The sequence below is a fragment of the Dokdonella sp. genome (assembly GCF_035511235.1).
Lineage (GTDB): Bacteria > Pseudomonadota > Gammaproteobacteria > Xanthomonadales > Rhodanobacteraceae > Dokdonella.
On sequence record NZ_DATKFQ010000036.1, the window covers coordinates 88,794 to 113,861 of the forward strand.

Genomic DNA, 25,068 nt, shown 5'->3' on the forward strand with positions numbered 1-25,068 from the left:
TCATGCCGATGCGGGCGTTGACGCGCGCTCCCAACGGTATTCCAAGCGAGGCGCCCGCGCACGGAGCGCCTCCGGCACGCCGCCTGTAAGCCGGCATTCTGGCGCGGCCCGTGCAGCCGCGCCAGCGCTTCGCCCCGACATCGCGACGGCGCGCCACATGCGCCTCGTCGCACCCGGGCCGATCAGTCAGTCGCAGGCGCTCTCGCCGGACGTGCAGGCCACGTGCGTCACGTGCGGTGCGGTGCCGCTGTAGTTGGACATCACGCCGTCGGCGACGCTGTTGTTGACCAGGTTGGTCGCCCAGAAGCCGATCGCCGGCAGACCGTGGAACACCTTGCCGGACGCGCCGGCACCGCCGATCGACATCGAAGCGCGCATCGCGTGCGGCTCGGCATCGGGATCGAGATCGAGCCGCGCCCAGCCGGCCTTGAACGCGCGATCCAGCGCGAAGCCCGTCGCGATCAGCCGCGAACCGAGCACCGGCGACGGCTCGACGTCGGCGGTGCCGAGGAACGACAGCACATTGGTGGCGTAGCACAGCGACGGCCGCGTCGGGATCGGGGGAGCACCCGGGAAACCCGAGTCGGCGACGGTCTGCGACTCGCGATCGAGATAGCGCACGTGGGTGCGGACGCAGGAACCGTTCTCTCCGAACAGTTCGACGAACGGCGGCAGGGCTTCTGACTGACCCGGAAAAAATAGTCCGTTGGTGTAGAACTGCTTGGTCGGGAACGTGACGACCCAGTCGGAATTCGCGCCGATCGCCGGATCGAGCAGGTACTCGTTCTGCAACATATCGGCCATCAGCACAGCGCTGACCGCATCGATGGCCTGATAAGCGAGCCCGCCTTCATAGGTCACGTCGATGATCGCACCGTCGACGTAGACCTGCGCATTGGAACGGTCCGTCTGATAATCGAATGTCAGCGTCAACGGATCGATGATGGTGTCCAGACCGTTGAAGCGGACCTGATCGGGAAATCCGGCCAGCGCGGTCGCCCGGTACGGGAAGTAGGTGCCCTGCGCGACGTTGATGACGGCGCCGGACGCGAACAGTCCGCCGGTCGACGGCACGGTCTCGGTCGTCGGCGCGACAAGGTTGCGCACGCGCGAGCAGTCGAGCGGCACGCCCTGACGGTGCGTCACCGCATCGGCCAGATATCCGGTCAGGTCGGCCAATTCGACGATCTGGACATGGCCTTCGCGCGTGCGCGATATCGCCTGCGGACCGCCGTCGCCGGCGTAGCCGCCGCTGAAGAACCGCACATACGGATAGCCGTTGAGCATGCCATGCCCCTCGGTCCAAATGTCCGGCGCGGTGCAGCTGCGGTCGCTGGTCAGCAGCGCCGCACCCTCGCCGTCCTCGCCGGCGATGTCGTCGAGCGCGAACACGGTGCCGGTCCACACATCGTGCGGCGCGAGGAACAGCCGGACGTCGAACACCGTCCGGCTGTTGTAGCCCTCCATGAACTGGAGCTCGAGCATCTTGGCGCGATCGGAGGTGTTGCCGACCGTCAGGTAGGTCTGCTGCTGCTTGTTGACCGTGTAGTACGGCAGCAGCAGCGCCTGACCGGTTCCGTGCGGATTGACGTGGATCGCGGCGCACACGTCACCGGCGAGCACGCCTGTCAGTATCGCGGCCAGCGCGGCCGCCGCTTGGGTTTTGGAAGAGATTCGCATGTCGTCACTCCTGTTTGACTGGATCGATGCGCCGTCGAATCAGCGGCAGGCCGACTCGCCGGCGCTGCAGCTCGCGTGCGAGCCGTGCGGAACCACGGCGCTGTAGTTGGACATCACGCCGCCGGCGACATTGTGATTGACCAGATTGGTTGCCCAGAAGCCGATCACCGGCAGACCGCGGAACACCTTGCCGGCGGCGCCGCCGGTCGCCATCGACGCGCGCATTGCGTGCGGCTCGCCGCCAGGATCGAGATTGAGCGTGGCCCAGCCGGCCTTGAACGGCGGTGCCAGCGCAAAGCCGGGCGCGACCAGCCGCGAGCCGAGTACGGCCGACCGATCCGATCCGGCAGCGTCCAGGAAGGTCAATACGTTGGTCCCGTAGCACAGGCGCGGCCGGGTCGGCAGCGGAGGCCCGCCCGGAAATGACGAGTCGGCGATCGTCGCCTGCTCGCGATCGAAATAGCGGATGTGCGTCTCCACGCAGGAGCCGCCCTCTCCGAACGGTTCGACGAACGGCGGAAAGGCCGCATCCGGAGCGAGGAGCGGGTCGGTGTAGAATCGCTTGGTCGGGAACGTGACGACCCAGTCCGAATGGGCACCGATCGCCGGATCGAGCAGATACTCGTTCTGCAGCGTGTCGGCCATCAGGGCGGCGCTGACGGCATCGATCAGCATGTACGGATGCTGTCCGTCGTAACTCGCGTCGACGATCGCGCCGTCGACGAAGACCTGCGCGTCGGAACGGCCCGTCTGATAGTCGAACGTCTGCGTCAGCGGATCGATGACGATGTCCAGGCCGTTGAACCGGATCCCCTCGGGAAAACCGGCCAGCGCAGTCGCCCGGTACGGGAAGTAGGTGCCCTGCGCGACGTTGATGACGGCGCCGGACGCGAACAGTCCGCCGGTCGACGGCACCGTCTCGGCCGTCGGCGCGACGAGGTTGCGCACGCGATCGCACGAGAGCGGAACGCCCTCGCGATGCGTCACACCGCTCGCCAGCGAACCGGTCAGATCGGCCAGTTCGACGATCTGGACATGCCCCTCGCGTGTGCGTGACGCCGCCTGCGGACCGCCGTCGCCGGCGTAGCCGCCGCTGAAGAACCGCACATACGGATAGCCGTTGAGCATGCCGTGTCCCTGGGTCCAGATATCCGGCCCGGTGCAGCTGCGGTCGCTGGTCAGCAGTGCGGCACCCTCGCCGTCCTCGCCGGCGATGTCGTCGAGCGCGAACACGGTGCCGGTCCACACATCGTGCGGCGCGAGGAACAGCCGGACGTCGAACACCGTCCGGCTGTTGTAGCCCTCCATGAACTGGAGCTCGAGCATTTTGGCGCGATCGGAGGTGTTGCCGACCGTCAGATAGGTTTGCTGGCCCTCGTTGACGGTGTAGTACGGGAACAGCAGCGCCTGTCCGATGCCGCGCGCATCGACGTGAATGGCGGCGACGGCGCCCTCACCGGCCAGCGTGAGCGCAAGCGCCGAACCCAGCAGGACCGCTCCGGTCCGATGAGCGGATACTGATCGCATCATTTCCTAATCTCCATTCCTCGAATCGTGGTCGACGTGCACTTCCCCGCCGTGCTGAATCGCGTTCGAGATCCGCGCTCGAGCCAAGGCATGGCGCGGATCGAGCTCGGTCGTCTGAGCGAGGCGGCCGTATCCAGCGCATGCCGGATCGGCTTCAGCCGATGCGCCGTGCGGCGTACCTCGATCGGGTACGCCGCGCGGCACGACGACGTCAGTCGCAAGCCGCTTCGCCAGCGGTGCAACTGACGCGCGAGCTGTGAGGCACCGCCGCACTGTAGTTCGACATCACACCGTCGGCGACATTGCTGTTGACGAGGTTGACGGCCCAAAACCCGATCGCCGGCAGGCCGTGGAACACCTTGGCGTCCGCGCCGAGCGACGGGAACAGCGCATGCGGTTCGCTGGCCGGGTTGAGATTGAGCGCGGCATGCCCCGCATCGAAGCGGACCGAGAAGTCGCGCACCAGCAGGCTCGAGCCGAGTGCCGCCGACTGCGTGACCGGCAGGCCGGCGAACGAGAGCACGTTGGTGCCGTAGCACAGCCGCGGCTCGGCGAACGGCGCGCCGAATCCTCCGTTCGGTGCGACCGCGCTCTCGCGGTTGAAATGAACCATCTGCGCGCGCACGCAGGAACCGTTCTCGCCGAACAGCTCGACGAACGGCTCGGCCGCGGTCTCGCCGACCCACAGCAGAGGGTCGGTATAGAAGCGCTTGGTCGGGAACGTCACGACCCAGTCGGAATTCGCGCCGATCGCCGTCTGCACGACGTACTCGTTGTAGAGCGTGTCGGCCATCAGCACGGCGCTGACCGCGTCGATTCGTTCGCTGTCGGTCGCCGTGCCGTAGCTGGCCTCGATCAGCCTGCCATCGGCTGCGACGCGCGCCGTCACGGTGGTACCGCCGCCGTCGTTGACGGCACTGAGCGGCTCGGCCACGCCCGCCCCCAACAGCACGGTCGAGGTGAATCCACCGAGCGCGTCGGGCCGGTACGAGAAGTAGGTGCCCTGGCCGACGTTGATCACCGCACCGCTGCCGGTCAGGCCGCCGGTCGGTGCCACGGTTTCCGCCGTCGCCGCAGCCAGGTTGCGCACGCGAGCGCAGTCCGCAGGTTGCCCCGACCGGAACGACACCGCGTCGGCCAGCGCGCCGGTCAGATCGGCCAGCGCGACGATCTCGATGTGTCCTTCGCGCGTGCGTGCACTGCCCTGGGGGCCTTCGTCGTCGGCGAACGCGGTCGACGAGAAGCGCGCGTACGGGGAGCCGCCGACCATGCCATGACCTTCGGTCCAGAAGTCCGGTGCCGTGCAGCTGCGGTCGCTGGTCAGGATCGCGGCACCGTCGCCGCCCTCGCCGGCCACCTCGGCGAGCGCGAAGACCGTGCCGGTCCAGGTATCGAACGGCGCGAGGAACAGGTTGAAGCTCATGACCTGGCGGCTGTTGTATCCCTCGCGGAACGATACCGAGACCATCTTCGCGCGGTCGCCGGTGTTGAGCACCGTCACGTAGGTCTGCTGCTGCTTGTTGACCGTGTAGTACGGATAGAACAGCACCTGCCCCGAACCACGAGGATCCAGATGCACCGCAGCGGCCTGGCCGGCCGCGGCGAAACCGCATGCGACCGCGATCGACGCGGCGAGACGACGGGAATTCCTGGAACCGCTGCGCTTCGTCATGAACTCGCTCCATTGGCGTCGGGATCGAAACGCCGCGAGTATCCCAACCGCCGATGCCGTTCGGCAACTGCGGCGAGGCATCGGCGGCCGATGCCGCCCCGATCAGTCACGCGTTCCGGCGCCCTGCATGCAGGTGACGCGCCGCGCATGCGGCAACGCGCCGGCATCGTCGGACAGCACGCCGTCGGCGACCCGGGCGTTGACGGGCCCGACGCCCAGCAGCCGATCGCCGGCAGATCGCGGAACACGGACCTGCGGCGATGCCGGGGCGACGAACGGGCAGCGGATCATCGGCGCTCCCTGTCCACGGGGCGTTCCGGACAAGCGCCATACTCGAACGCGCGGCGATCGCGCCTGCGGCGGAGCGACCGCCGCGCGTCGTGCGGCTACAGACCGCCGGCCGCCTGCGCGACCGCGCGGAACAGCGCGCGGCCCTTGTTCATCGTCTCCTCCCACTCGCGGCCGGGATCGGAGTCGAACACGATGCCGGCGCCGGCCTGCACGTGCAGGCATCCGTCCTGGATCACCGCGGTGCGGATCGCGATCGCGGTATCGGCGTCGCCCCACCAGCCGATGTAGCCGATCGCGCCGGCGTAGATGTTGCGCTTGACCGGCTCGAGCTCGCCGATCACCTCCAGCGCGCGGATCTTCGGCGCGCCGCTGACCGTGCCGGCCGGAAACGCGGCCTTCAGCACGTCCATGTAGGTCAGGCCGTCGCGCAGCTCGCCCTCGACCTGGCTGACGATGTGCATGACGTGCGAATAGCGCTCCACGACGAAGCGATCGGTCAGCCTGACCGTGCCGGTGCGGCTGACGCGGCCGACGTCGTTGCGACCCAGATCGATCAGCATCAGATGCTCGGCACGCTCCTTCGGATCGGCGAGCAGCTCGCGCTCCAGCGCGAGGTCCTCTTCCGGCGTCGCGCCGCGCGGCCGCGTGCCGGCGATCGGCCGCAGCACGACGCGGCCCTGCTGCTGGCGGACCAGGATCTCCGGCGAGGAGCCGACGATCTGCGTGGCGCCGAGGTCGAGGAAGTACATGTACGGCGAGGGGTTCATCGAGCGCAGCGCACGGTAGACATCGACCGGCCGCGCGCGGAACGGCACGCTGAGCCGCTGCGACAGCACGACCTGGAAAATGTCGCCGGCGCGGATGTAGTCCTGCGCGCGGCGCACCGCGTCCTCGAAGCCCTCGCGCGTGAAGCCGGAGACGAAATCGGTCTCGTCGAGCGGCTTGGGATCGAGCATCTCCGGATACGCCGCGCCGGCATGGCGCAGCCGGAACGCAAGCTCGTCCAGGCGCCGCCGGGCGCGCGCATAGGCCTGCGGCTGCGCCGGATCGGCATGCACGATCAGGTACAGGCGGCCCTTGAGGCTGTCGAACACCGCGACCTCCTCGCTCAGCATCAGCAGCGCATCGGGCGTGCCGAGCTGGTCGGGCTTGTCGGCGCCGCCGGCCAGGCGCGGTTCGATCCAGCCGATCGTCTCGAAGCCGAAATAGCCGACCAGGCCGCCGGTGAACGCCGGCAGGCCCGGCAGCTGCGGCACGCGATAGTGGCGGCGCAAGGTCTCGATCTCGGCCAGCGGATCGTCGAGCTCGCGGCGCTCGACGACCTCGCCCAGATCCTCGACCTCGAGCCGGTGGCCGCGCAACGCATAGACGCGTCGGCACGGCAGGCCGATGATCGAGTAGCGCCCCCAGGTCTCGCCGCCTTCGACCGATTCGAACAGATACGCATACGGGCCGTCGGCGAGCTTGAGATAGACCGACAGCGGCGTGTCGAGATCGGACAGCACCTCGCGCACGACCGGGATCCGGTTGTAGCCCTCGGCCGCCAGCGTGTCGAACTGGTCCTGCGAAATCACGGCGTCTCCTCGAAATGATGGCGGCCGACGCGCCGTGGCATACGCGGCGCCGACGGTCCGCGAAGCACGGGGCCCGGCCCGGCATTGTCCGCGCGAATCGACCCGCGTGCGCGGCGAATCGACGACAGGCGCGCCCGGTCGCGAGTCGGCCCGCCAACATAGCAGGGCGTCCGGCGTCAGTGCACGTCGGCCAGACGCCGCCGCGGCATGCCAGCCAGGCGCAGCACGAACTCGACGCCGTCGCGTTCGGCACGGTCGTGCGCAGCGGCGTGGCCGCGGTGCAGATCGGCGACCAGGCGCACCACGTACAGGCCCAGGCCCAGATGCGGCGCTTCGCCGCTGCCGCGCGCGCTGCGCTCGCGCATGCTGACCAGCGTGTCGAACAGCCGGTCCTGCAGCGCCGCCGGCAGCAGCGGGCCGCTGTTGGCGACCGTCAGCACGACGCCGTCGCGTTCGCGCGCCAGACGCAGCTCGATCCAGCCGCCTTCGGGCGTGAACGAGCGCGCGTTGTCGAACAGCTTGTCGAGCGCCTGGGCGATCAGCTCCGGCGCGCCGTGGAACGGCACCGGGCCGTCCGGCAGCCGCAGCCGGATCGTGCGCGGGCCGGCCAGCGCGCGATAGCCCTCGGCGCAGCCGGCGACCAGGGCGGCCAGGTCGAAGTCCTCGGCATCGGCCGAGGCGATCGCGCGCTCGATCCGGTGCGATTCGCTCATCGCGCGGACGATCGTGCCGAGCCGCTCGGCGCCGTCGCGGGCGCGCGCCAGATACGCGCGTGCGCCGTCGCCGAGCGGCTGCTGGTCGAGGTTGTCGAGCGAGGACTTGACGATCGCCAGCGGCGTGTTGAGCTCGTGCGAGAGCTTGGACGCCAGCGTGCGCAGGTAGCCGGTGTAGGCGTCGACCTCGTGCAGCAGCTTGCCGAAGCTGCGTGCCAGATCGCCGAGCTCGTCGCCGGCATCGGCCAGCGGCAGCGGTCCGGTCCAGCGACCGCCGCTGCCGACCGCCTGTTCGGCGGCGTTGCGCAGGCGGCGGATCCGGAAAGACAGCAGCGCACCGAACGAGACCAGGACGCCGGCCGCGACGGCCAGCGCGATCGCGCTGGCGACCGCCAGCCCGGTCAACGCGCGGTTGGCCAGCAGCGGCAGCGCGCGGCTGGCCTGCTCGAGCAGCAATACACCGGTCACGCGCCCATCGGCATGGCGCGGCACGGCCGCGGCCAGCACCACCTCGCCGGGACGCTCGCCGGGGCGCCAGCTCAGGCGCGGCCGGCCGGTCGCCGCCGCCGCGACCTCCTCGCCGGCGAGCCGTGCCGAGACGCCGTCGAGCGACCGCGTCCCGGTCAAGGCCGGCGCGATCATGCCGCGGTAGATCAGACCGCCGAACCAGCCCTCGTCGTCGGGCTCGGCCGCGTCGGCATCGGCGACGAGACCGCCGCTGTCGGCGACGAGCCAGCCTTCCGGCGTCGCCAGGCGCGCACGCATGCGCTCCGGCGCGAGCCGCGCCAGGGCGCGCGCCGCATCCTCGTCGTAGCGCAGCAGGCGGCGCAGCGGCGGATCGGCACGCGCCGGAGCGGCCGCGTCGTACAGCGCGAACGCGAGCCGGTCCGGCAGCACCGCGCGCGGCAGGCGGAACTCGATGCGGTACGACGAGCCGTCCTCCTGCCACTGGCCGAGGATGCGTTCGGGCAGTTCGCGCAGCGGCGGATCGGCCGGCGCGTCGAACTCGCCCGGTGCGGCGCTGGCCAACGGATAGCGCGAGCGCTCGCCGCCGCGCTCGAGCTCGAGCACGACGTGATCGCTGGTCCACACCCGCCGGTCGCGCGCATCGACGCGGGTGCGCGTGCCGTCGCGCACCTCGACCAGCACGTAGAGCCAGGCGCGATCCTCGGCCAGGGCGACGCGCGCGCGCGCCTGATCGCCGGGGCCGACCGGCTGCAGGTCGGCCCGCCATGCGCTCCAGTCGTCGGTGTAGCCGTCGACGAGAACCGGCGCGGTCGCCGCGAATGCCGGAAACACCGGCTCTTCGACCGGCACGGCGACGCCGAGCGCGTCGATCGCCTTGACGATCGCCTCGGCCGAAGCCTGCAGCGCCTGCTCCTGCCCCTGCCGCAACAGGCTCTCGGTCTGCCGGACGAGCTGCCAGCCCATCCACGGCAGCACCAGCGTCGACAGCGCGACGATCAGCAGCTTGAAGCGCAGCGACATGCCGGGCGCATCCGTGGGACTCGGACCGGATCGCGGCGGCGCCGCGCGCGGCCGCGCGCGCCGGATGCCGGCGCGTTCAGCCGCGCCACCGGTAGCCGGCGCCGTGCACGGTGTCGATCGCGTCGAACGCCGGATCGATCGCGACGAACTTCTTGCGGATGCGCTTGATGTGCGATGTGATCGTCGCGTCGTCGACGACGACCTGGGCATCGCGCATCAGCTGATCGCGGCTCTTCACGTGGCCCGGGAAACGCGCCAGCGTGTAGACCATCCAGAATTCGGTCACCGTCAGCGGCACGTCCTGACCGGCCCAGCTGATCCGCATGCGCTCCGACTCGATCCGCAGCGGCCCCTGCTCGATCACGCTGTCGCTCTCGGCCGGCCGGCGCAAGGCGTCCATGCGCCGGAACAGCGCGCTGATCCGCGCCGCGAGCTGATGGAACGAGACATCCTTGGCGAGGTAGTCGTCGGCGCCGAGGCGCAGGCCCGAGATCACGTCGAAATCCGAATCGCGCGCGGTCAGGAAGATGATCGGCAGCGTCGGCGAACGCACGCGCAGCGAGCGGCACAGCTCGAACCCGCCTTCGGGCTCGTCGCCGAGTCCGATGTCGATGATGACCAGCTCCGGCATGCGCTGCGCGAACACGGCCTCGGCTTCCGGGCGCGAGGCGTAGCCGCGGACCTCGTAGCCGATCCGGCCGAGCGCCTCGACGTAGTTGGCGCGGATCAGGGGTTCGTCTTCGACGATGGCGATGGTGCGCGGCATGGGTGTCCTCCGGGTGGCGGCCAGCTTACGCAGGGCTGCGAGCGGCACGCAACGCATCGGCGGCCGCTGCCCGCGAACCGCCACAACCGGTCGTCGCTCCGCCATCGGCGGGCCGCCGCGACGGCCGGCACCGGCGCTGCAATGGCCGCCACACACCCCGATGGAGCCGCCGTTCGTGCCGTCCTCGTCCCGACCGTACTACCGGCAGCGCGGCTTCCATCTGTTGTGCCTGGCCTGGACCGGCCTCGCCGTGCTGACCGCGCTGCTGCCGGCCGGCGCGCCGGATGCGGCCAGGCTGGCCGTCGCAGCCGCCGCGGCAGCGCCGCGCCCCTGATCGAAAAGGAGACCGCCGTGAAAGACCCCCGCCCCGATACCGACCTCGAAGGCCGCGAACCGATGCGCATCGCGTTCGCGGTACTCGCCCTGCTGCTCGGCCTCGCCGCAACCGTCGGCGCTTCCGATCCCGGACCGGCCGGCGCGCCAGCCGCGGCGGCCGCGCAATGAACATCGTGCCGCGGCTCGCGCCGGCGCCGCCCGCGGCGGCGACCGGTCGCAGGCGGCAGCGCCATGACCGCTACTTCCTGGCCTGGCTGCTCGAGCGCTGCGCCACGCCGCGACCCGGGACCGTCCAGCCGCGCCTGACGGCGCGCGAACGCTGACCGCCCGGCGTCTTTCGTCCGCGCTGCGCCGCGCTCCTCCGCCGGCGGTGCAGCGCGGATCTTCTGTCGCCCCCGCTCAGACCGAGGCGACCGCCGCGCGCATCGCGGCGATGACCGCCGCATAGTCGGACTGGCCGAAGATCGCCGAGCCGGCGACGAAGGTGTCGGCGCCGGCGCGCGCGATCTCGGCGATGTTGTCGGCCTTGACGCCGCCGTCGATCTCGAGCCGGATCGCGCGGCCGCTGCGGTCGATCCGCTCGCGCACGGCGCGCAGCTTGTCGAGCGCCGACGGGATGAAGCTCTGTCCGCCGAACCCCGGATTGACCGACATCAGCAGCACCAGGTCGAGCTGGTCGAGCACGTGATCGAGATGGTTCAGCGGCGTGGCCGGGTTCAGCACCAGGCCGGCGCCGCAGCCGGCACTCCTGATCAGCTGGATCGTGCGGTCGACGTGCTCGCTCGCCTCCGGATGGAAGCTGATCGTCGTCGCGCCGGCCTTGGCGAAGTCCGGCACGATGCGGTCGACCGGCTTGACCATCAGATGGACGTCGATCGGGGCGATGACGCCATGCTTGCGCAGCGCCTCGCAGACCAGCGGCCCGATCGTCAGGTTCGGCACGTAGTGGTTGTCCATCACGTCGAAATGCACCCAGTCGGCGCCGGCGGCGAGAACCGCATCGACCTCGGCGCCGAGGCGCGCGAAATCGGCCGAGAGGATGGACGGTGCGATGACGCAGGATTGCTTTGCCATGGCTTTCAGTGACCGCGCTCGTTCTTGATCTGTTCGTAGGCCGCGTTGATCTCGCGCGCCCGCTGTTCGGCCCGGCGCTTGAGCTCGTCGGGAACGTCGCCGAGCTTGTCGGGATGGTGCTGGCTCATCAACCGCCGCCACGCCGTCTTGATGTCGCGGTCGCTGGCGCCGCGGGCGAGGCCGAGGATCGCGTACGGGTCGGGCCGACCGGGCTGCGGGCGCGCGCTGCGGCCGCCGCCCGGCTGCGCACCGGGGCCGGTGCCGCGCCGGCCGTAGCCCTTCATCGCCGACAGCGCGCTGAATTCGTTGTCGCTGATGCCGAGCGCGCCGGCGAGCCGGCCGATCAGGCTCAGCTTCTCGTTCGACAGCGCACCGTCGGCGTGGACGATGTCGAGCAGCATGTCGAGCAGCAGGAAGCCGAGGTCGCGGCGGCCGCCGGCCCAGGCGCGCAGCTCGGCGATCGCCGGCTGCGTGTCGAACTGCGACTGTTTGCCGCGGTTGAAGCTGTCGATCGCCGCGCGCCGCTGCTCGCCGTCGAGCTGCATGCGCGTCATCAGCGCCTCGGCGGCCTGGATCTCGGCCTCCGAGACGCGCCCGTCGGACTTGGATACCGCGCCGGCGAACGCGAACAGCGGGTTGAGGAACGAGGCGCTGCGCACCGGCGGACGCGGCCTCAGCACGCCGAGGTCCCACAGATGGCCGAGAAACAGTCCGGCCAGCAGGCCCCAGCCGTTGCGGGTGATCACGAAGCCGACGACGGCGCCGACGATCTTGCCGAGGATCTTCATCGAGGAGTGACGGGAGAACGCATGAGGGAAACGGGAATGCGCCGGGCCGGCGTACCGGCGCGACACGGCCGGCGCGCCGGGTGGCGCATGGTAGCAAACCGGTCCGGCCGGACGCCGCGGCGCGTGCGGCGACGTCGACACCGACACATCGACGCCGATCAGTTGCCGCTACAATCGCGCCCTTTCCACGAAAGACCGTTCACCGCCGTGCCGACCATCCTGCACCAGTCGAACCTGCCCGACCTCGAACTGATCCACCGCGGCAAGGTTCGCGACGTCTATGCGCTCTCGGCCGACGAGCTGCTGATCGTCGCCAGCGACCGCCTGAGCGCATTCGACGTCGTCCTGCCCGATCCGATTCCCGGCAAGGGCGAAATCCTGACCCAGCTGTCGAACTTCTGGTTCGACAAGACCCGGACGCTGGTGCCCAACCACCTGACCGGCAAGCCGGTCGCGTCGGTGCTGCCGGCCGGCGTGGACGCGGCGCTGTACGAGAAGCGCAGCGTCGTCGCACGCCGCCTCAACGCGCTGCCGGTGGAGGCGATCGCGCGTGGCTATCTGATCGGATCGGGCTGGAAGGACTACCAGGCCAGCGGCAGGGTCTGCGGCATCGCGCTGCCGGCCGGCCTGCGCCAGGCCGACCGCCTGCCCGAGCCGATCTTCACGCCGTCGACCAAGGCCGCGCTCGGCGACCACGACCAGAACGTCAGCTTCGACCAGGTCGTCGCGACGATCGGTGCCGACCTCGCCGAGCGGGTCCGCGACGCGACACTCAAGCTGTACCGCTATGCCGCCGCCTATGCGGCCGAGCGCGGTATCCTGATCGCCGATACCAAGTTCGAGTTCGGCACCGACGCCGAAGGCCGGCTCTACGTCATGGACGAGATGCTGACGCCCGACTCCTCGCGCTTCTGGCCGGCCGACCAGTACCAGCCCGGCAGCAGCCCGCCGAGCTACGACAAGCAGTACGTGCGCGACTACCTCGAGACGCTGGACTGGAACAAGCGCGCCCCGGCGCCGATCCTGCCGCGCGCGATCATCGACGGCACCGCCGCGCGCTACGCCGAGGCGCTGCAGAAGCTCGCCGGCATCACGCTGGACTGAGCGTCCGGCATCCGCCCGCCGCGGCCGGCGGCGTCCTTCACGCCACCGTGCGGCATGCCCTCGGCGCGCCGCCGTGCGATCATCGGCGGTCGAACCGCCGGTGCGGACCGTCCGTGTCCGGCATCCCCTCGAAGCCAGGGTCGTCCCGACGGAACCTCAGCCATGAATCACGATGAACTGCTAGCGAAATACGGCCCGCGCGAGTCGATGGAATACGACGTCGTCGTGGTCGGTGCCGGCCCCGGTGGTCTGGCCTGCGCGATCCGGCTCAAGCAGCTGGCCGCCGCGGCCGGTCGCGAGCTGTCGGTCTGCGTGCTCGAGAAGGGATCGGAGCCCGGCGCGCATATCCTGTCCGGCGCGATCATGGATCCGCGCGCGCTGACCGAGCTGATCCCGGACTGGCAATCGCGCGGCGCGCCGCTGAACCAGCCGGTCACCGAGGATCAGATCCTGTTCCTCGGCCGCGAGCGCGCAATCGCGACGCCGAAGCTGTTGATTCCGTCGAGCCTGAACAACCACGGCAACTACATCGTCAGCCTCGGCAACGTCGTGCGCTGGCTCGCGCGCGAGGCCGAGGCGGCCGGCGTGGAGATCTTTCCCGGCTTCGCCGCGGCCGAGGTGCTCTACGACGAGGCCGGCGCGGTGCGCGGCGTCGCGACCGGCAACCTCGGCGTCGGCAAGGACGGCGAGCCGACCGAGCAGTTCCAGCTCGGCATGGAGCTGACCGCCAAATACGTGATCTTCGCAGAAGGCTCGCGCGGCCAGCTCGGCCGCGAGCTGATCGCGCGCTACCGGCTCGACGAGGGCCGCGATCCGCAGAGCTACGGCATCGGCATCAAGGAGCTGTGGCAGGTCGACCCGGCCAAGGCCCGGCCGGGCCTGGTCGTGCATACCGCCGGCTGGCCGCTGGCGTCCGATACCTACGGCGGCTCGTTCCTGTACCACCTGGAGGACGGCAAGGTCGCGGTCGGCTTCGTCGTCGGCCTGGACTACAAGAACCCGTGGCTGAGCCCGTTCGAGGAATTCCAGCGCTTCAAGACGCATCCGGCGATCCGCAGCCACCTCGAAGGCGGCAAGCGGATCGGCTATGGCGCTCGCTCGATCACCGCCGGCGGCGTCGTCTCGCTGCCCAGGACCGTGTTCCCGGGCGGCGCGCTGATCGGCTGCGAGGCCGGCTTCCTCAACGCCAGCCGCATCAAGGGCAGCCATGCCGCGATCAAGACCGGCATGCTCGCCGCCGAGGCCGCGTTCGAGGCGATCGGCGCCGGCCGCGCGCGCGACGAGCTGACCGCCTATCCGCAGGCCTACGAGCGCAGCTGGCTGCGCGAGGAGCTGGATGCCTCGAAGAACTTCAAGCAGTGGTTCAAGAAGGGCCTGCTGGTCGCGACGCTGATGAACGGCATCGAGCAGTGGCTGCTGCCCAAGCTCGGCCTGCGCACGCCGCCGTGGACGCTGCGCCGCCGCGTCGCCGACCATGCCTGCCTCGAGCCGGCCGACCGCCATACGCGCATCGTCTATCCGAAGCCCGACGGCGTGCTGACGTTCGACCGGCTGAGCTCGGTGTTCCTCAGCAGCACCCATCACGAGGAGGACCAGCCGGCGCATCTGACGCTGAAGGATCCGGCGGTGCCGGTCGCGATCAACCTCGCCACCTATGCCGGCCCCGAGGCGCGCTACTGCCCGGCCGCGGTCTACGAGTTCGTACCGGCCGAAGGCGGCGGCGAGCGCCTGCAGATCAACGCGGCCAACTGCGTGCACTGCAAGACCTGCGACATCAAGGACCCGACGCAGAACATCGTCTGGGTCGCGCCACAGGGCGGCGGCGGACCGAACTACTCGGGCATGTGAGCCGCCGCTGGCGCGAGCCTTGCGCAGATCCGGATGTGCGCGGGCGCCGTAGCGGCGCCCGCTCGGCGGGGGCGGACGGCCGCATACGCCAGCGCCCAGCTCGCCGGCGCGGACCTCAGCGGCGCAGCGCGGCCGCCTGCCGGCGCGCGCCGAAGAAGCCGCGCAGCAGCTCGCCGGCCTCCTCGGCGAGCACGCCGCCGCGCACCGCGACGCGGTGGTTGTGGCGCTCGCTGATCAGCGTGTCGAACACGCTGCCGGCCGCGCCGGTCTTCGGATCGGCGGCAGCGTAGACGACGCGCTCGACGCGCGCATGGATCATCGCGCCGGCGCACATCACGCACGGCTCCAGCGTCACGTACAGCGTCGCGCCGGGCAGGCGGTAGTTGCCGAGCGCGCGGCCGGCCGCGCGCAGCGCGACGATCTCGGCGTGCGCGGTCGGATCGTGGTCGGTGATGCAGCGGTTGCCGCCCTCGGCGACGATCGCGTCGCCGACCACGACGAGCGCGCCAACCGGCACCTCGCCGTGGCGCGCCTGCGCCTCGCGCGCGCAGTCGAGCGCGCGCTGCATGTAATGGCGGTCGCGCGCGTCGAGTGCGGCGTCGATCGGCGTCAGCGGTTCCATCGGACGCCCGGCGACGGAGGTCTGGCGGCGCGGCGCTTCACGGCTCGTCGAACAGCTTGCCGGGATTGAGCAGGCCGGCCGGATCGAGCACGCGCTTGATGCCGCGCATGACGGCGATCTCGGCGGGGCTGCGCGTACCGGCGAGGTAGGGCTTCTTGACCAGGCCGATGCCGTGCTCGGCCGAGATGCTGCCGCCGCAGGCGGCCAGCGCATCGCCGAGCAGGCGCGTGACGTGCTCGCACTGCGCGATGAACGCATCGTCGGCCAGGCCGGCCGGCTTGAGCACGTTGATGTGCAGGTTGCCGTCGCCAATGTGGCCGAACCAGACCACCTCGAAATCGGGATACTCGCGCGCGAAGATCGCCTGCATGCCGTGCATGAAGGCCGGAATCTCGCCGATCCGCACCGCGATGTCGTTCTTGTACGGGCGGTGCGGCGCCAGGCTCTCGGTGATGCCCTCGCGCAATCGCCACAGCGCGGCGGCCTGGGCCGCGCTCTGGCTCATCACGCCGTCGACGACCCAGCCGTTGTCCAGGCACTGCTCGAACACGTTCAGCGCCAGCGCCTGCTCGGCTTCGCCGGCCGCGTCGAACTCGACGATCACGTAGAACGGCGCGCCCTGCGCGAACGGCGGCTGCGCGCCGTGCGCGACCACGTGGTGCAGCGCGCGGTCGGTGAAGAACTCGAACGCGCCGAGCGTCAGCTGGCGGCGGCAGGCGTCGAACACGCGCATCAGCGCGTCCATCGCCGGCAGCGCGAACAGCATCACGCTCGAGGCCGGCGGCGGATCGGTCAGGCGCACGCGCGCCTCGACGACCAGGCCCAGCGTGCCTTCCGAGCCGATCATCAGATGGCGCAGATCGTAGCCGCTGGAGTTCTTGATCAGGCCGCGATTGAGATCGAGCAGCTCGCCGCTGCCGGTGACCACCTTGAGCCCGGCGATCCATTCGCGCGTATTGCCGTAGCGGATCACGCGGATGCCGCCGGCGTTGGTCGCGATGTTGCCGCCGATCGTGCACGAGCCGCGCGCCGCGAAGTCGACCGGATAGAGCAGGCCGTGCTCGGCGGCGGCCTGCTGCAGGCGCTCCAGCGGCAGGCCCGGCTGCACCGTCAGCGTGCGGTCGGCGGCGTCGAAGCCGAGCACGCGGTTCATGCGCTCGAAGCTGACCACGACCTCGCCGTGCGCGGCGACGGCGCCGCCGGAAAGGCCGGTGCGTCCGCCCGAGGGCACCAGCGCGATGTGGCGCTCGAGCGCCCAGCGCACGATCGCCTGCACCTGCGCGACCTCGCTCGGCAGCACGACCGCGAGCGGGGCCGGCCGCCAGCGCCGGGTCCAGTCGCGGCCGTAGTGCTCCAGGTCGCCCGGATCGGTGGTCACGGTCAGCTGCGGCTGGCCGGCGACCAGGTCGGCCAGCACGGGATCGGTCTTGGGCATCGGCGAGCGGACTTACGGATGCGGCCCCGGCGGGCCGCGGGCACCTAGCCTGCCAGCGATGCGGCAAACCGTCCACCGGCCGCCGCCGCGCGGCGCGGCCGGCTCGTGGCATAGTCTGGCCCTCGCCCGGCCGGCCCGGACCGGGCTCCGCCGCGAGACGCCACCGCCACCGATGAAGAAGACCTCGTTCCCGAAGCAGGACATCCGCGTACTGCTGCTCGAAGGCGTCAGCCCCAGCGCCGTCGAGACGTTCAAGGCCGCCGGCTACTCGCAGATCGAGTACCACGACAAGTCGCTGCCCGAAGCCGAGCTCAAGCGCCGCGTCGCCGAGGCGCATCTGATCGGCATCCGTTCGCGCACCCAGCTCGACGCCGGCGTACTCGAGAGCGCCAAGCGCCTGATCGCGGTCGGCTGCTTCTGCATCGGCACCAACCAGGTCGACCTGGCGGCCGCCCAGGATCTGGGCGTGCCGGTGTTCAACGCGCCGTACTCCAATACGCGCAGCGTCGCCGAGCTGGTGCTGGCCGAGGCAATCCTGCTGATGCGCGGCATCCCGCAGAAGAACGCGCAGTGCCATCGCGGCGGCTGGTCCAAGTCCGCCGCCGGCAGCTACGAGGTGCGCGGCAAGGTGCTCGGCATCGTCGGCTACGGCCACATCGGCACCCAGGTCGGCCTGCTCGCCGAGGGGCTCGGCATGCGCGTGCTGTTCCACGACATCGAGTCCAAGCTCACGCTCGGCAACGCGCAGCCGGCGGCGAACCTCGACGACCTGCTCGCGCGCGCCGACGTGGTCACGCTGCACGTACCCGAAACGCCGCAGACGCGGCTGATGATCGGCGCCGCCGAACTGGCACGGATGCGCCGCGGCGCCTGCCTGATCAATGCCTCGCGCGGCACCGTGGTCGACATCGACGCGCTGGCCGACGCGCTGCGCAGCGGCCACGTCGCCGGCGCGGCGATCGATGTGTTCCCGGTCGAGCCCAAGGGCAACGACGACCGCTTCGTCTCGCCGCTGGTCGGCATGGACAACGTGCTGCTGACGCCGCACGTCGGCGGCAGCACGCTCGAAGCCCAGGACAACATCGGCATTGAGGTCGCGGCCAAGCTGGTGCGCTACAGCGACAACGGCTCGACGCTGTCGGCGGTCAACTTCCCCGAGGTCACGCTGCCCGAGCATCCGCACAGCCGCCGCCTGCTGCACATCCATCGCAACACGCCGGGCATGCTGTCGCGGATCAACGAGCTGTTCTCGCGCGAGAACGTCAACATCGACGGCCAGTATCTGCAGACCAATCCGTCGATCGGCTACGTCGTGATCGACGTGTCGACGTCCGAGGCGCAGGCCGGCGCGCTCAAGGACGCGCTGGCGCAGATTCCCGGTACGCTGCGCGCGCGCGTATTGTACTGACCGGAGATCGGACCGCGGCCGGCCGGGGGATTACGGGGCCGGGTCGGCGCCGTAGCCGCCGCGTACGCCCTTGCTGGCGACCGCGACCGCGTCGTGCGGGTGCAGGCTCTCCAGATGGCTGGCGCGCACCCAGAAGTCGGCGATGCGCTCGTCGGCGTCGAGCGCGTGCTGCATGCGCCGCGCCGCATCCTCGCAGAACATCAGGTTCTGGCCGTTGAGCAGCGCGAACGCCTGCTCGTCCTCGCGCTTGACCGCGGTCTGCACCGGCGTCTGCAGTGCGTCCTCGACACGGTCGATCAGGTCCAGGATCGGAAACTCGAAGCCCGGCGCCAGGCGCACGCGCACCTCGGCGAGGCTGCGCTGGCTGTGCGGCGTGGCGACGATGCCCTGCTCGCGGCCGAGCCAGTCGAGCACGGCCTCGCGCGACAGCGGGCGGTCGGCGAAGTCGGCCGCGAAGCGCTGCTGGATCAGCTGGCGCGCCAGCGCGGCCGAGCACGGACAGGTGCTCGAATAGGCGATCTGGCAGCCGAGCTCGAGCGCGAACTGGCCCTCGTGCAGCGAGGCCGAGACCTGGATCGGATAGGACTTCCAGCCGCTGTTGTCGCTGCGCAGCGCCGGCCGCCGCACCATGTGGTCGAAGCGGATCGACACCTTCGCGCGATCGGACAGATCGGCGTGCGAATCGAGAAAATCGCGCAGCAGCCGCCGCAGCGAGCACGGCGTCAGCGGCTCGGACGACAGATGCCGGTCCACGTGCAGATACAGCCGCGACATGTGGATGCCGCGCGCGTCCGGACGCTTGAGGTTGACGAATGCGGCCACGCGTGCCGGCGACTGCACGATGCTGCCGTCGGCCAGCGCCAGCCGCACCGGCGCCGCGATCTCGTCCATGCCGACCCAGTCCAGCACGCCGGCGGTGGCCGCCTGCGGCTCGGTGGCGATATCGGGCATCGCGCGCAGGGCGCTGCTGTCGGTGGCGGTCATCGCGGAAAACTCGTTCAGGATCGGGGGCGGGCGGACCCGCCGGCCCTATCTTGGGCGCGATCGGCCGAAGGTCAAGTGAGCCCGCGCCCGCACGTCTCAGAAGAAGACCTGCGCGCGCAGCTGGAACACCGCCGGATCGAGGTCCAGTCCCTGCCGGCGGCTGGCCGCCTTGACGTAGTTGGCCTGAAACTTGACGTACGGGGTCAGGTACCAGTTCGCGCCGAGCGTCCAGTCGTGCTGGCGGCCGCCGCGGATCGCGCCGTCGTCCAGATCCACCGCGCTGTAGCGCAGCAGCCATTCGAGCGCGCCCCAGCGGCCCTTCGGCTTGACGTTGCCGCTGTTGCCGCCGCTGTACGGCCGCGATTCGCCGGTCGCGATCCAGCTGCCGAACACGTAGTAGCCGTGCCCGCGGAAGTCCGGCAGGCCGCGGCTGCGCTCGACCGCGAGCGTCAGCACTTCGCCCTGCAGCGACCACGGACCGTCGATCCACAGCGCCTCCAGGCCGAGGCGGTCGATCGTGTCGACGTCGCCGAGCGTGCCGGTGTCGACCAGGCGCACCGGCGTCAGCGCGGCCTCGGGCCTTGCGCGCGGCCGGATCGACGGCCGGTTACGCCGGCCCTGCCCGTCGGTGCTGGCATCGGGCGACTCGCGCGAGGCCGAGACGCCCAGATGCAGCACCTGCCCGGCCGCCTTGACCGGCGTGACCGCCACGCGACCGCCGACGGTCGTGCCGTCGTTGTCGCCCTGCAGATCCTGACCGAAGTAGTAGCCCAGATCGACCCGGTAGCGCGGCCGCTCGAACGCCCAGTCGATGCCGGTGCGGCGGTTCTCGTAGAACGCCTGGATCGGCAGCGCGGTCTCGAGGAAGCTGGTCGCGCGCGAGCTGGTCACGCCCTCGAAGCCGACCGGGGTCTTGGTGTAGCCGATCCGGAACGCACCATAGTCCGCGCCGAACAGCGCCTGGGACTGCACGCGCGCGTAGGTGTCCAGCCACTGCTTGTTCCAGAAGTCGTAGACCGTGCCGAGGTCGTAGACGCCCTTCTTGCGCAGATAGAAGCCGAGTTCCTTGCGCCGGTTCGCGCTCTCGTCGTCGAAGCGGTGGCTTCCGTCGGGCAGGCGATCGTCCGAGAACCGGTTGGTGTCGAACTGGTACTGCGCGCTGAGGCCGAGGTCGGCGCCGTCGGCGAACACGACGTGGGTGGGCCAGTCGTCGATGCCGTAGGCGGCCGCCGGGCCACTCGCCGGCGCGATCGCGACCGCAAACGCCGCCAACGGCCCCGTTGCAAGCTTGCGCATGTGCATCCCCCTGCTGATGAGTATCGGCCGCCACTATCGCCACGGCGCCGTCCGGCCCGGAAATGAGGGCTGCGCATATCCCGATCACCCGGCCGCGCCGGCAAGCGCATGGCGATCCGGACCGCGCCCGGCATGAACCCATAACCATCGGTTCGTTCCGCGGCGCGCCCGGAGCGCCTAGCATCCGTTCTCATTCGGACGTCTGGACGTCCAAATCCACGGAGTATCGGTGTCCGCCCTACCCGCCCGCCCGGCAACCGCCCTCAGTCCGGACACGCTCGCGCAACTGACGCGCCTGACCGAAGGACTGGACCGCGACGCCCTGCAATGGGCCTCGGGCTATCTCGCCGGTCTGGCCGCGCATACGATACGCCAGGCCGCGTCGGTCCCGTCGGCCGCAGCGGCGGCGGCGATCCCGGCCACGATCGTCTACGGCTCGCAGACCGGCAACGCCCGCCGCCAGGCCGAGGCGCTCGCGCGCGAGCTCGAGCAGGCCGGCCTGCCGCGGCGCGTCCTGCGCGCCGATGCCTATCCGCTGCGCGAGCTGCCGGCCGAGCGCCTGCTCTACGTCGTCGTCAGCACGCAGGGCGACGGCGATCCGCCGGACGATGCACGCGCGTTCGTCGAGCATCTGACCGGCCGCCGCGCACCGCGGCTGCCGCAGCTGCGCTATGCCGTGCTCGGCCTTGGCGATTCGAGCTATCCGAAGTTCTGCGCGGTCGGCACGCTGATCGACGAGCGCCTGGCCGCCCTCGGCGCCGAACGGCTGTTCGCGCGCGGCGAAGCCGACGTCGACGTCGACACGGCCGCCGCTTCGTGGCGGCGGACCGCGCTGACGCAAGCCCAGGCCGTGCTCGAACCGACGCCCGCGCTGGCGACGGTGACGCCGCTGCGCGGCCCGGCGGCGCCGGCGGACGCGACGGCCTGGTCGCGCAAGCGGCCGTTCAGGGCGCCGCTGCTGTCGAACCGGCGCATCGTCGGCCGCGACAGCGCCGGCGACGTCCGCCACGTCGAACTCTCGCTGCAGGGCTCGAACCTCGACTACCGGCCCGGCGACGCGCTCGGCGTCTGGCCGACCCAGCCGCCGGGCCTGGTCGAGGCCGTGCTTGCGGCGCTCGGCGCCGATCGCGAGCAGACGGTGACGATCGCCGGCGAGACGCTGCCGCTCGCACAATGGCTGGCGGCGCGGCGCGAGCTGACGCGGCTGACGCGGCCGTTCGTCGCCGCGCACGCGCAGCGTGCGCGCTCGGCCGTGCTCGACGCGGCGCTCGCGGCCGACGCTGCCGATGCCCTGCGCGCCCTGCTCGACGGCCACCAGCTGATCGATCTGTTGCAGCGCTATCCCGCGGCCTGGGACGCCGCCGATCTCGTCGCCGCGCTGCGCCCGCTGGCACCGCGTCTGTACTCGATCGCGTCGAGCCGCGCCGTGGTCGGCGACGAGGTGCATCTGACCGTCGCCGTGGTCGGCTACGAGGCCTTCGGCCAGGCACGCGCCGGCACCGCCTCGCGCTTCCTGGCCGATCGCGGCGAGGACGATGCGGTGCCGGTCTTCGTCGAGCCGAACGAGCGCTTCCGCCTGCCCGAGGATCCGGCGCGCGACATCGTCATGATCGGCGCCGGTACCGGCGTCGCGCCGTTCCGCGCCTTCGTGCAGGAACGCAGCGAGAGCGGCGCAGCGGGACGCAACTGGCTGTTCTTCGGTCATCGCCATTTCCGCTTGGACTTCCTCTACCAGACCGAATGGCAGCAAGCGCATCGCGAGGGCCATCTGCACCGCGTGGATCTGGCGTTCTCGCGCGACCGCCCCGAAAAGGTCTACGTGCAGCACGCGCTGCGCCGTCGCGGCCGCGAGCTCTACGACTGGATCGAGAACGGCGCCCACCTCTACGTCTGCGGCGACGCCTCGCGCATGGCGCGCGACGTCGATGCGGCGCTGCGCGAGATCGCGGTCGCGCACGGCGGCCACGACGCCGAGTCGGCCGCCGAATGGGTGGCCGCGCTCGCGGCCGATCGCCGCTACGGCCGGGACGTCTACTGATGCCGCCCGCTGCCCCGCCCTCCCCGGTCGAGACGATCAAGGCCGCCAGCCGGCGCCTGCGCGGCACGCTGGCCGAGAGCCTCGCCGACGAACTGACCGGCGCGCTGCGCGCCGACGATACCCAGCTGATCAAGTTTCACGGCAGCTATCAGCAGGACGACCGCGACCTGCGCGAGGAGCGCCGCGCGCAGAAGCTCGAACCGGCCTACAGCTTCATGATCCGCACGCGTACGCCCGGCGGCGTGGTCACGCCGGCGCAATGGCTGGCGCTCGATGCGATCGCGACGCGCTACGCCAATCACACGCTGCGGCTGACGACGCGTCAGGCGTTCCAGTTCCACGGCGTGATCAAGCATCAGCTCAAGGCGACGATCCAGGCGATCAACCAGAGCCTGATCGACTCGATCGCGGCCTGCGGCGACGTCAACCGCAACGTCATGGTCTCGCCGAATCCGGTCGAGTCGCGCGCGCATGCCGAGGTCTACGCCTGGGCCTGCCGCCTGTCCGAGCACTTGAAGCCGCAGACCCGCGCCTACTACGAGCTGTGGCTCGACGAACGCAAGGTCGCCGGCAGCGGCGAGGAGGACGAACCGCTCTACGGGCCGGTCTATCTGCCGCGCAAGTTCAAGACCGCGCTGGCGATCCCGCCGTACAACGACGTCGACGTGTTCGCGAACGATCTGGGCCTGATCGCGATCATCGAGGAGGGCGTGCTGCACGGCTTCAATGTCGCGGTCGGCGGCGGACTCGGCGCGACGCACGGCGACGCGCGGACCTATCCGCGGCTGGCCGAGGTGATCGGCTTCGTCACGCCCGACCGCCTGCTCGCGGTCGCCGAGGCGGTGGTGACCGCGCAGCGCGATCTGGGCGACCGCAGCGACCGCAAGCTGTCGCGGCTCAAGTACACGATCGACCGGATCGGCCTGGCCGCGTTCAAGGCCGAGGTCGAGCGGCGGCTCGGCGAGCCGCTTCAGCCCGCGCGCGCCTGTGCGTTCGAGCACGCCGGCGACCGCTTCGGCTGGGTCGAGGGGCACGACGGACGCTGGCATCTGGGTCTGCGCATCGAGTCCGGCCGCGTCGCCGACCGCGGTGCGCGCCGCCATCTGAGCGGCCTGCGCGCGATCGCGCGGATCCACGACGGCGATTTCCGCCTGACCGGCAACCAGAACCTGATCGTGGCCAACGTCTCCGCGGCCGCGCGCGACGCGATCGAGCGCCTGGTCGCCGAGCACGGCCTGGACGACCATCGGCGCGCGCCGGTCCGCCGCGATGCGCTGGCCTGCGTCGCACTGCCGACCTGCTCGCTGGCGATGGCCGAGGCCGAGCGCTATCTGCCCGAGCTGCTCGATCGGATCGAGGCCCTGCTGGCGGTGCACGGCCTGTCCGACGCGCCGATCGGCCTGCGCATCTCCGGCTGCCCGAACGGCTGCTCGCGTCCGTATCTGGGCGAGATCGCGCTGATCGGCAAGGCGCCCGGCCGCTACAACCTGATGCTCGGCGCCGACGCCTGCGGCCGCCGCCTCAACCGGCTGCACCAAGAGAACGTGACCGAGGCACAGATCCTCGCCGAGCTCGACCGCCTGTTCGCGCGCTATGCCGCCGAGCGCCGGCCCGGCGAGCGCTTCGGCGATTGCCTGCTGCGCAGCGGCCTGATCGCGGCCGCCGTGCCGTCCGCGGGCGCGCCATGAATCTGCCGGACCTGATCAGCGCAGCCGAAGACGAGCGCGCGCGCGCCGAGATCAACGCCTGGCTCGAACGGCGCGACGCCGCGGCGCGCCTGACCTGGGCTTTGCAGTACCTGCCGGGCACGCACGTCATGTCATCGAGCTTCGGCGCGCAGTCGGCGGCTCTGCTGCATCTGGCGACGCGGCAGCGGCCCGAGCTGCCGGTCGTGCTGATCGACACCGGCTATCTGTTCCCGGAGACCTACCGCTTCGCCGATTACCTGACCGAGCGGCTCGGCCTGCAGCTGCGCGTCTATCGCCCGCAACTCGGCGTCGCCTGGATGGAGGCGCGCCACGGCCGTCTCTGGGAGGACGGTCCCGAAGGGCTGCGCCGCTACAACCGCCTGCGCAAGGTCGAGCCGATGCGCCGCGCGCTCGACGAGCTCGGCGCGCGGACCTGGATCGCGGGCCTGCGACGCAGCCAGTCGCGCACGCGCGCCGGCGCCCAGGTACTGGAGCTGCGCGAGGGACGCTGGAAGCTGCATCCGCTGGCCGACTGGAGCGACCGCGACGTGTGGACCTATCTGCGCCGCCACGACCTGCCGTACCACCCGCTCTGGGAACGCGGCTACGTGTCGATCGGCGACGTCCACACCACGCGCGCGCTCGCCGACGGCATGACGGCCGAGGACACGCGCTTCTTCGGCCTCGGCCGCGAGTGCGGCCTGCACTACGACACCTGAGGCCGCCGTCCGCGACC

General features: G+C 70.9%; 22 protein-coding genes. 9 read left to right on the forward strand and 13 right to left on the reverse strand.

Annotated features, from left to right (window positions below):
• Positions 1-186: 186 nt before the first annotated feature.
• The 7 genes from VMR06_RS15425 to pdsR all read right to left on the reverse strand — a co-directional run bounded on the left by VMR06_RS15425 (position 187) and on the right by pdsR (position 9,711).
• Positions 187-1,680 carry a hypothetical protein gene (locus VMR06_RS15425; RefSeq protein WP_325377910.1) on the reverse strand — a complete coding sequence of 498 codons (1,494 nt, stop codon included), beginning with the start codon at positions 1,678-1,680 and terminating at the stop codon, positions 187-189.
• Positions 1,681-1,719: 39 nt separating this feature from the next.
• Positions 1,720-3,210, reverse strand: coding sequence for a hypothetical protein (locus VMR06_RS15430; protein WP_325377912.1), 1,491 nt, complete (start codon positions 3,208-3,210; stop codon positions 1,720-1,722).
• A 208-nt stretch (positions 3,211-3,418) separates the two neighbouring features.
• Positions 3,419-4,879 (reverse strand): hypothetical protein, encoded by a 1,461-nt coding sequence (locus VMR06_RS15435; protein WP_325377914.1) that lies wholly within the window; start codon positions 4,877-4,879, stop codon positions 3,419-3,421.
• A gap of 102 nt (positions 4,880-4,981) precedes the next feature.
• A complete protein-coding gene (locus tag VMR06_RS15440) occupies positions 4,982-5,170 on the reverse strand; it encodes a hypothetical protein (protein WP_325377916.1) in 189 nt (62 codons plus the stop codon).
• 95 nt (positions 5,171-5,265) lie between these two features.
• A complete protein-coding gene (trpE, locus tag VMR06_RS15445; protein WP_325377917.1) occupies positions 5,266-6,744 on the reverse strand; it encodes an anthranilate synthase component I in 1,479 nt (492 codons plus the stop codon).
• A gap of 176 nt (positions 6,745-6,920) precedes the next feature.
• Positions 6,921-8,945 (reverse strand): ATP-binding protein, encoded by a 2,025-nt coding sequence (locus tag VMR06_RS15450; RefSeq protein WP_325377919.1) that lies wholly within the window; start codon positions 8,943-8,945, stop codon positions 6,921-6,923.
• A 76-nt stretch (positions 8,946-9,021) separates the two neighbouring features.
• Positions 9,022-9,711, reverse strand: coding sequence for a proteobacterial dedicated sortase system response regulator (gene pdsR / locus VMR06_RS15455; protein ID WP_325377921.1), 690 nt, complete (start codon positions 9,709-9,711; stop codon positions 9,022-9,024).
• A 175-nt stretch (positions 9,712-9,886) separates the two neighbouring features.
• Here pdsR and VMR06_RS15460 point away from each other — a divergent pair, with 175 nt between their 5' ends.
• The 3 genes from VMR06_RS15460 to VMR06_RS15470 are packed head-to-tail and all read left to right on the forward strand — an operon-like array spanning position 9,887 to position 10,370.
• A complete protein-coding gene (locus VMR06_RS15460; RefSeq protein ID WP_325377923.1) occupies positions 9,887-10,045 on the forward strand; it encodes a hypothetical protein in 159 nt (52 codons plus the stop codon).
• Positions 10,046-10,062: 17 nt separating this feature from the next.
• Complete coding sequence (locus tag VMR06_RS15465) at positions 10,063-10,215, forward strand: hypothetical protein (RefSeq protein ID WP_325377925.1); 153 nt, start codon at positions 10,063-10,065, stop codon at positions 10,213-10,215.
• Positions 10,212-10,370 carry a hypothetical protein gene (locus VMR06_RS15470; RefSeq protein ID WP_325377927.1) on the forward strand — a complete coding sequence of 53 codons (159 nt, stop codon included), beginning with the start codon at positions 10,212-10,214 and terminating at the stop codon, positions 10,368-10,370. The genes VMR06_RS15465 and VMR06_RS15470 overlap by 4 nt, the downstream gene beginning before the upstream one ends.
• A gap of 76 nt (positions 10,371-10,446) precedes the next feature.
• Here VMR06_RS15470 and rpe read toward each other — a convergent pair whose 3' ends face one another.
• Positions 10,447-11,121: a ribulose-phosphate 3-epimerase gene (gene rpe / locus VMR06_RS15475; protein ID WP_325377929.1), complete on the reverse strand. Its 675-nt coding sequence runs from the start codon at positions 11,119-11,121 to the stop codon at positions 10,447-10,449.
• 5 nt (positions 11,122-11,126) lie between these two features.
• Positions 11,127-11,909: a co-chaperone DjlA gene (djlA, locus tag VMR06_RS15480; protein ID WP_325377931.1), complete on the reverse strand. Its 783-nt coding sequence runs from the start codon at positions 11,907-11,909 to the stop codon at positions 11,127-11,129.
• Positions 11,910-12,116: 207 nt separating this feature from the next.
• On the opposite strand from djlA, the gene VMR06_RS15485 reads away from it, so the two are divergent.
• Both VMR06_RS15485 and VMR06_RS15490 read left to right on the forward strand, forming a co-directional pair.
• Positions 12,117-13,013, forward strand: a complete 897-nt coding sequence (locus VMR06_RS15485; protein WP_325377933.1) for a phosphoribosylaminoimidazolesuccinocarboxamide synthase — start codon at positions 12,117-12,119, stop codon at positions 13,011-13,013.
• 162 nt (positions 13,014-13,175) lie between these two features.
• On the forward strand, positions 13,176-14,861 hold the full coding sequence (locus tag VMR06_RS15490; RefSeq protein WP_325377935.1) for an electron transfer flavoprotein-ubiquinone oxidoreductase: 1,686 nt from the start codon (positions 13,176-13,178) through the stop codon (positions 14,859-14,861).
• Between the two features lie 115 nt (positions 14,862-14,976).
• Here the strand turns inward: VMR06_RS15490 and tadA are convergent, their stop codons facing one another.
• Both tadA and VMR06_RS15500 read right to left on the reverse strand, forming a co-directional pair.
• Complete coding sequence (tadA, locus tag VMR06_RS15495; protein ID WP_325377937.1) at positions 14,977-15,483, reverse strand: tRNA adenosine(34) deaminase TadA; 507 nt, start codon at positions 15,481-15,483, stop codon at positions 14,977-14,979.
• Positions 15,484-15,520: 37 nt separating this feature from the next.
• Positions 15,521-16,918 carry an FAD-binding oxidoreductase gene (locus tag VMR06_RS15500; RefSeq protein WP_325377939.1) on the reverse strand — a complete coding sequence of 466 codons (1,398 nt, stop codon included), beginning with the start codon at positions 16,916-16,918 and terminating at the stop codon, positions 15,521-15,523.
• A gap of 172 nt (positions 16,919-17,090) precedes the next feature.
• Between VMR06_RS15500 and serA the strand changes: the two genes are divergently transcribed.
• A complete protein-coding gene (gene serA / locus VMR06_RS15505; RefSeq protein ID WP_325377941.1) occupies positions 17,091-18,326 on the forward strand; it encodes a phosphoglycerate dehydrogenase in 1,236 nt (411 codons plus the stop codon).
• 30 nt (positions 18,327-18,356) lie between these two features.
• Here the strand turns inward: serA and folE2 are convergent, their stop codons facing one another.
• Together folE2 and VMR06_RS15515 are read right to left on the reverse strand one after the other, a co-directional pair.
• Complete coding sequence (folE2, locus tag VMR06_RS15510; RefSeq protein WP_325377943.1) at positions 18,357-19,310, reverse strand: GTP cyclohydrolase FolE2; 954 nt, start codon at positions 19,308-19,310, stop codon at positions 18,357-18,359.
• A 96-nt stretch (positions 19,311-19,406) separates the two neighbouring features.
• The gene (locus tag VMR06_RS15515) at positions 19,407-20,606 is read right to left on the reverse strand and encodes an OprO/OprP family phosphate-selective porin (protein WP_325377945.1); all 1,200 of its coding nucleotides are present in this window, start codon (positions 20,604-20,606) and stop codon (positions 19,407-19,409) included.
• Between the two features lie 229 nt (positions 20,607-20,835).
• On the opposite strand from VMR06_RS15515, the gene VMR06_RS15520 reads away from it, so the two are divergent.
• The 3 genes from VMR06_RS15520 to VMR06_RS15530 are packed head-to-tail and all read left to right on the forward strand — an operon-like array spanning position 20,836 to position 25,051.
• Positions 20,836-22,644 (forward strand): assimilatory sulfite reductase (NADPH) flavoprotein subunit, encoded by a 1,809-nt coding sequence (locus VMR06_RS15520; protein WP_325377947.1) that lies wholly within the window; start codon positions 20,836-20,838, stop codon positions 22,642-22,644.
• Positions 22,644-24,332, forward strand: coding sequence for an assimilatory sulfite reductase (NADPH) hemoprotein subunit (gene cysI / locus VMR06_RS15525; protein WP_325377949.1), 1,689 nt, complete (start codon positions 22,644-22,646; stop codon positions 24,330-24,332). Before VMR06_RS15520 ends, cysI begins: the two co-directional genes overlap by 1 nt.
• Entirely contained in the window at positions 24,329-25,051 is a 723-nt protein-coding gene (locus VMR06_RS15530) for a phosphoadenylyl-sulfate reductase (protein WP_325377951.1), read from the forward strand. Before cysI ends, VMR06_RS15530 begins: the two co-directional genes overlap by 4 nt.
• Positions 25,052-25,068 lie beyond the last annotated feature (17 nt).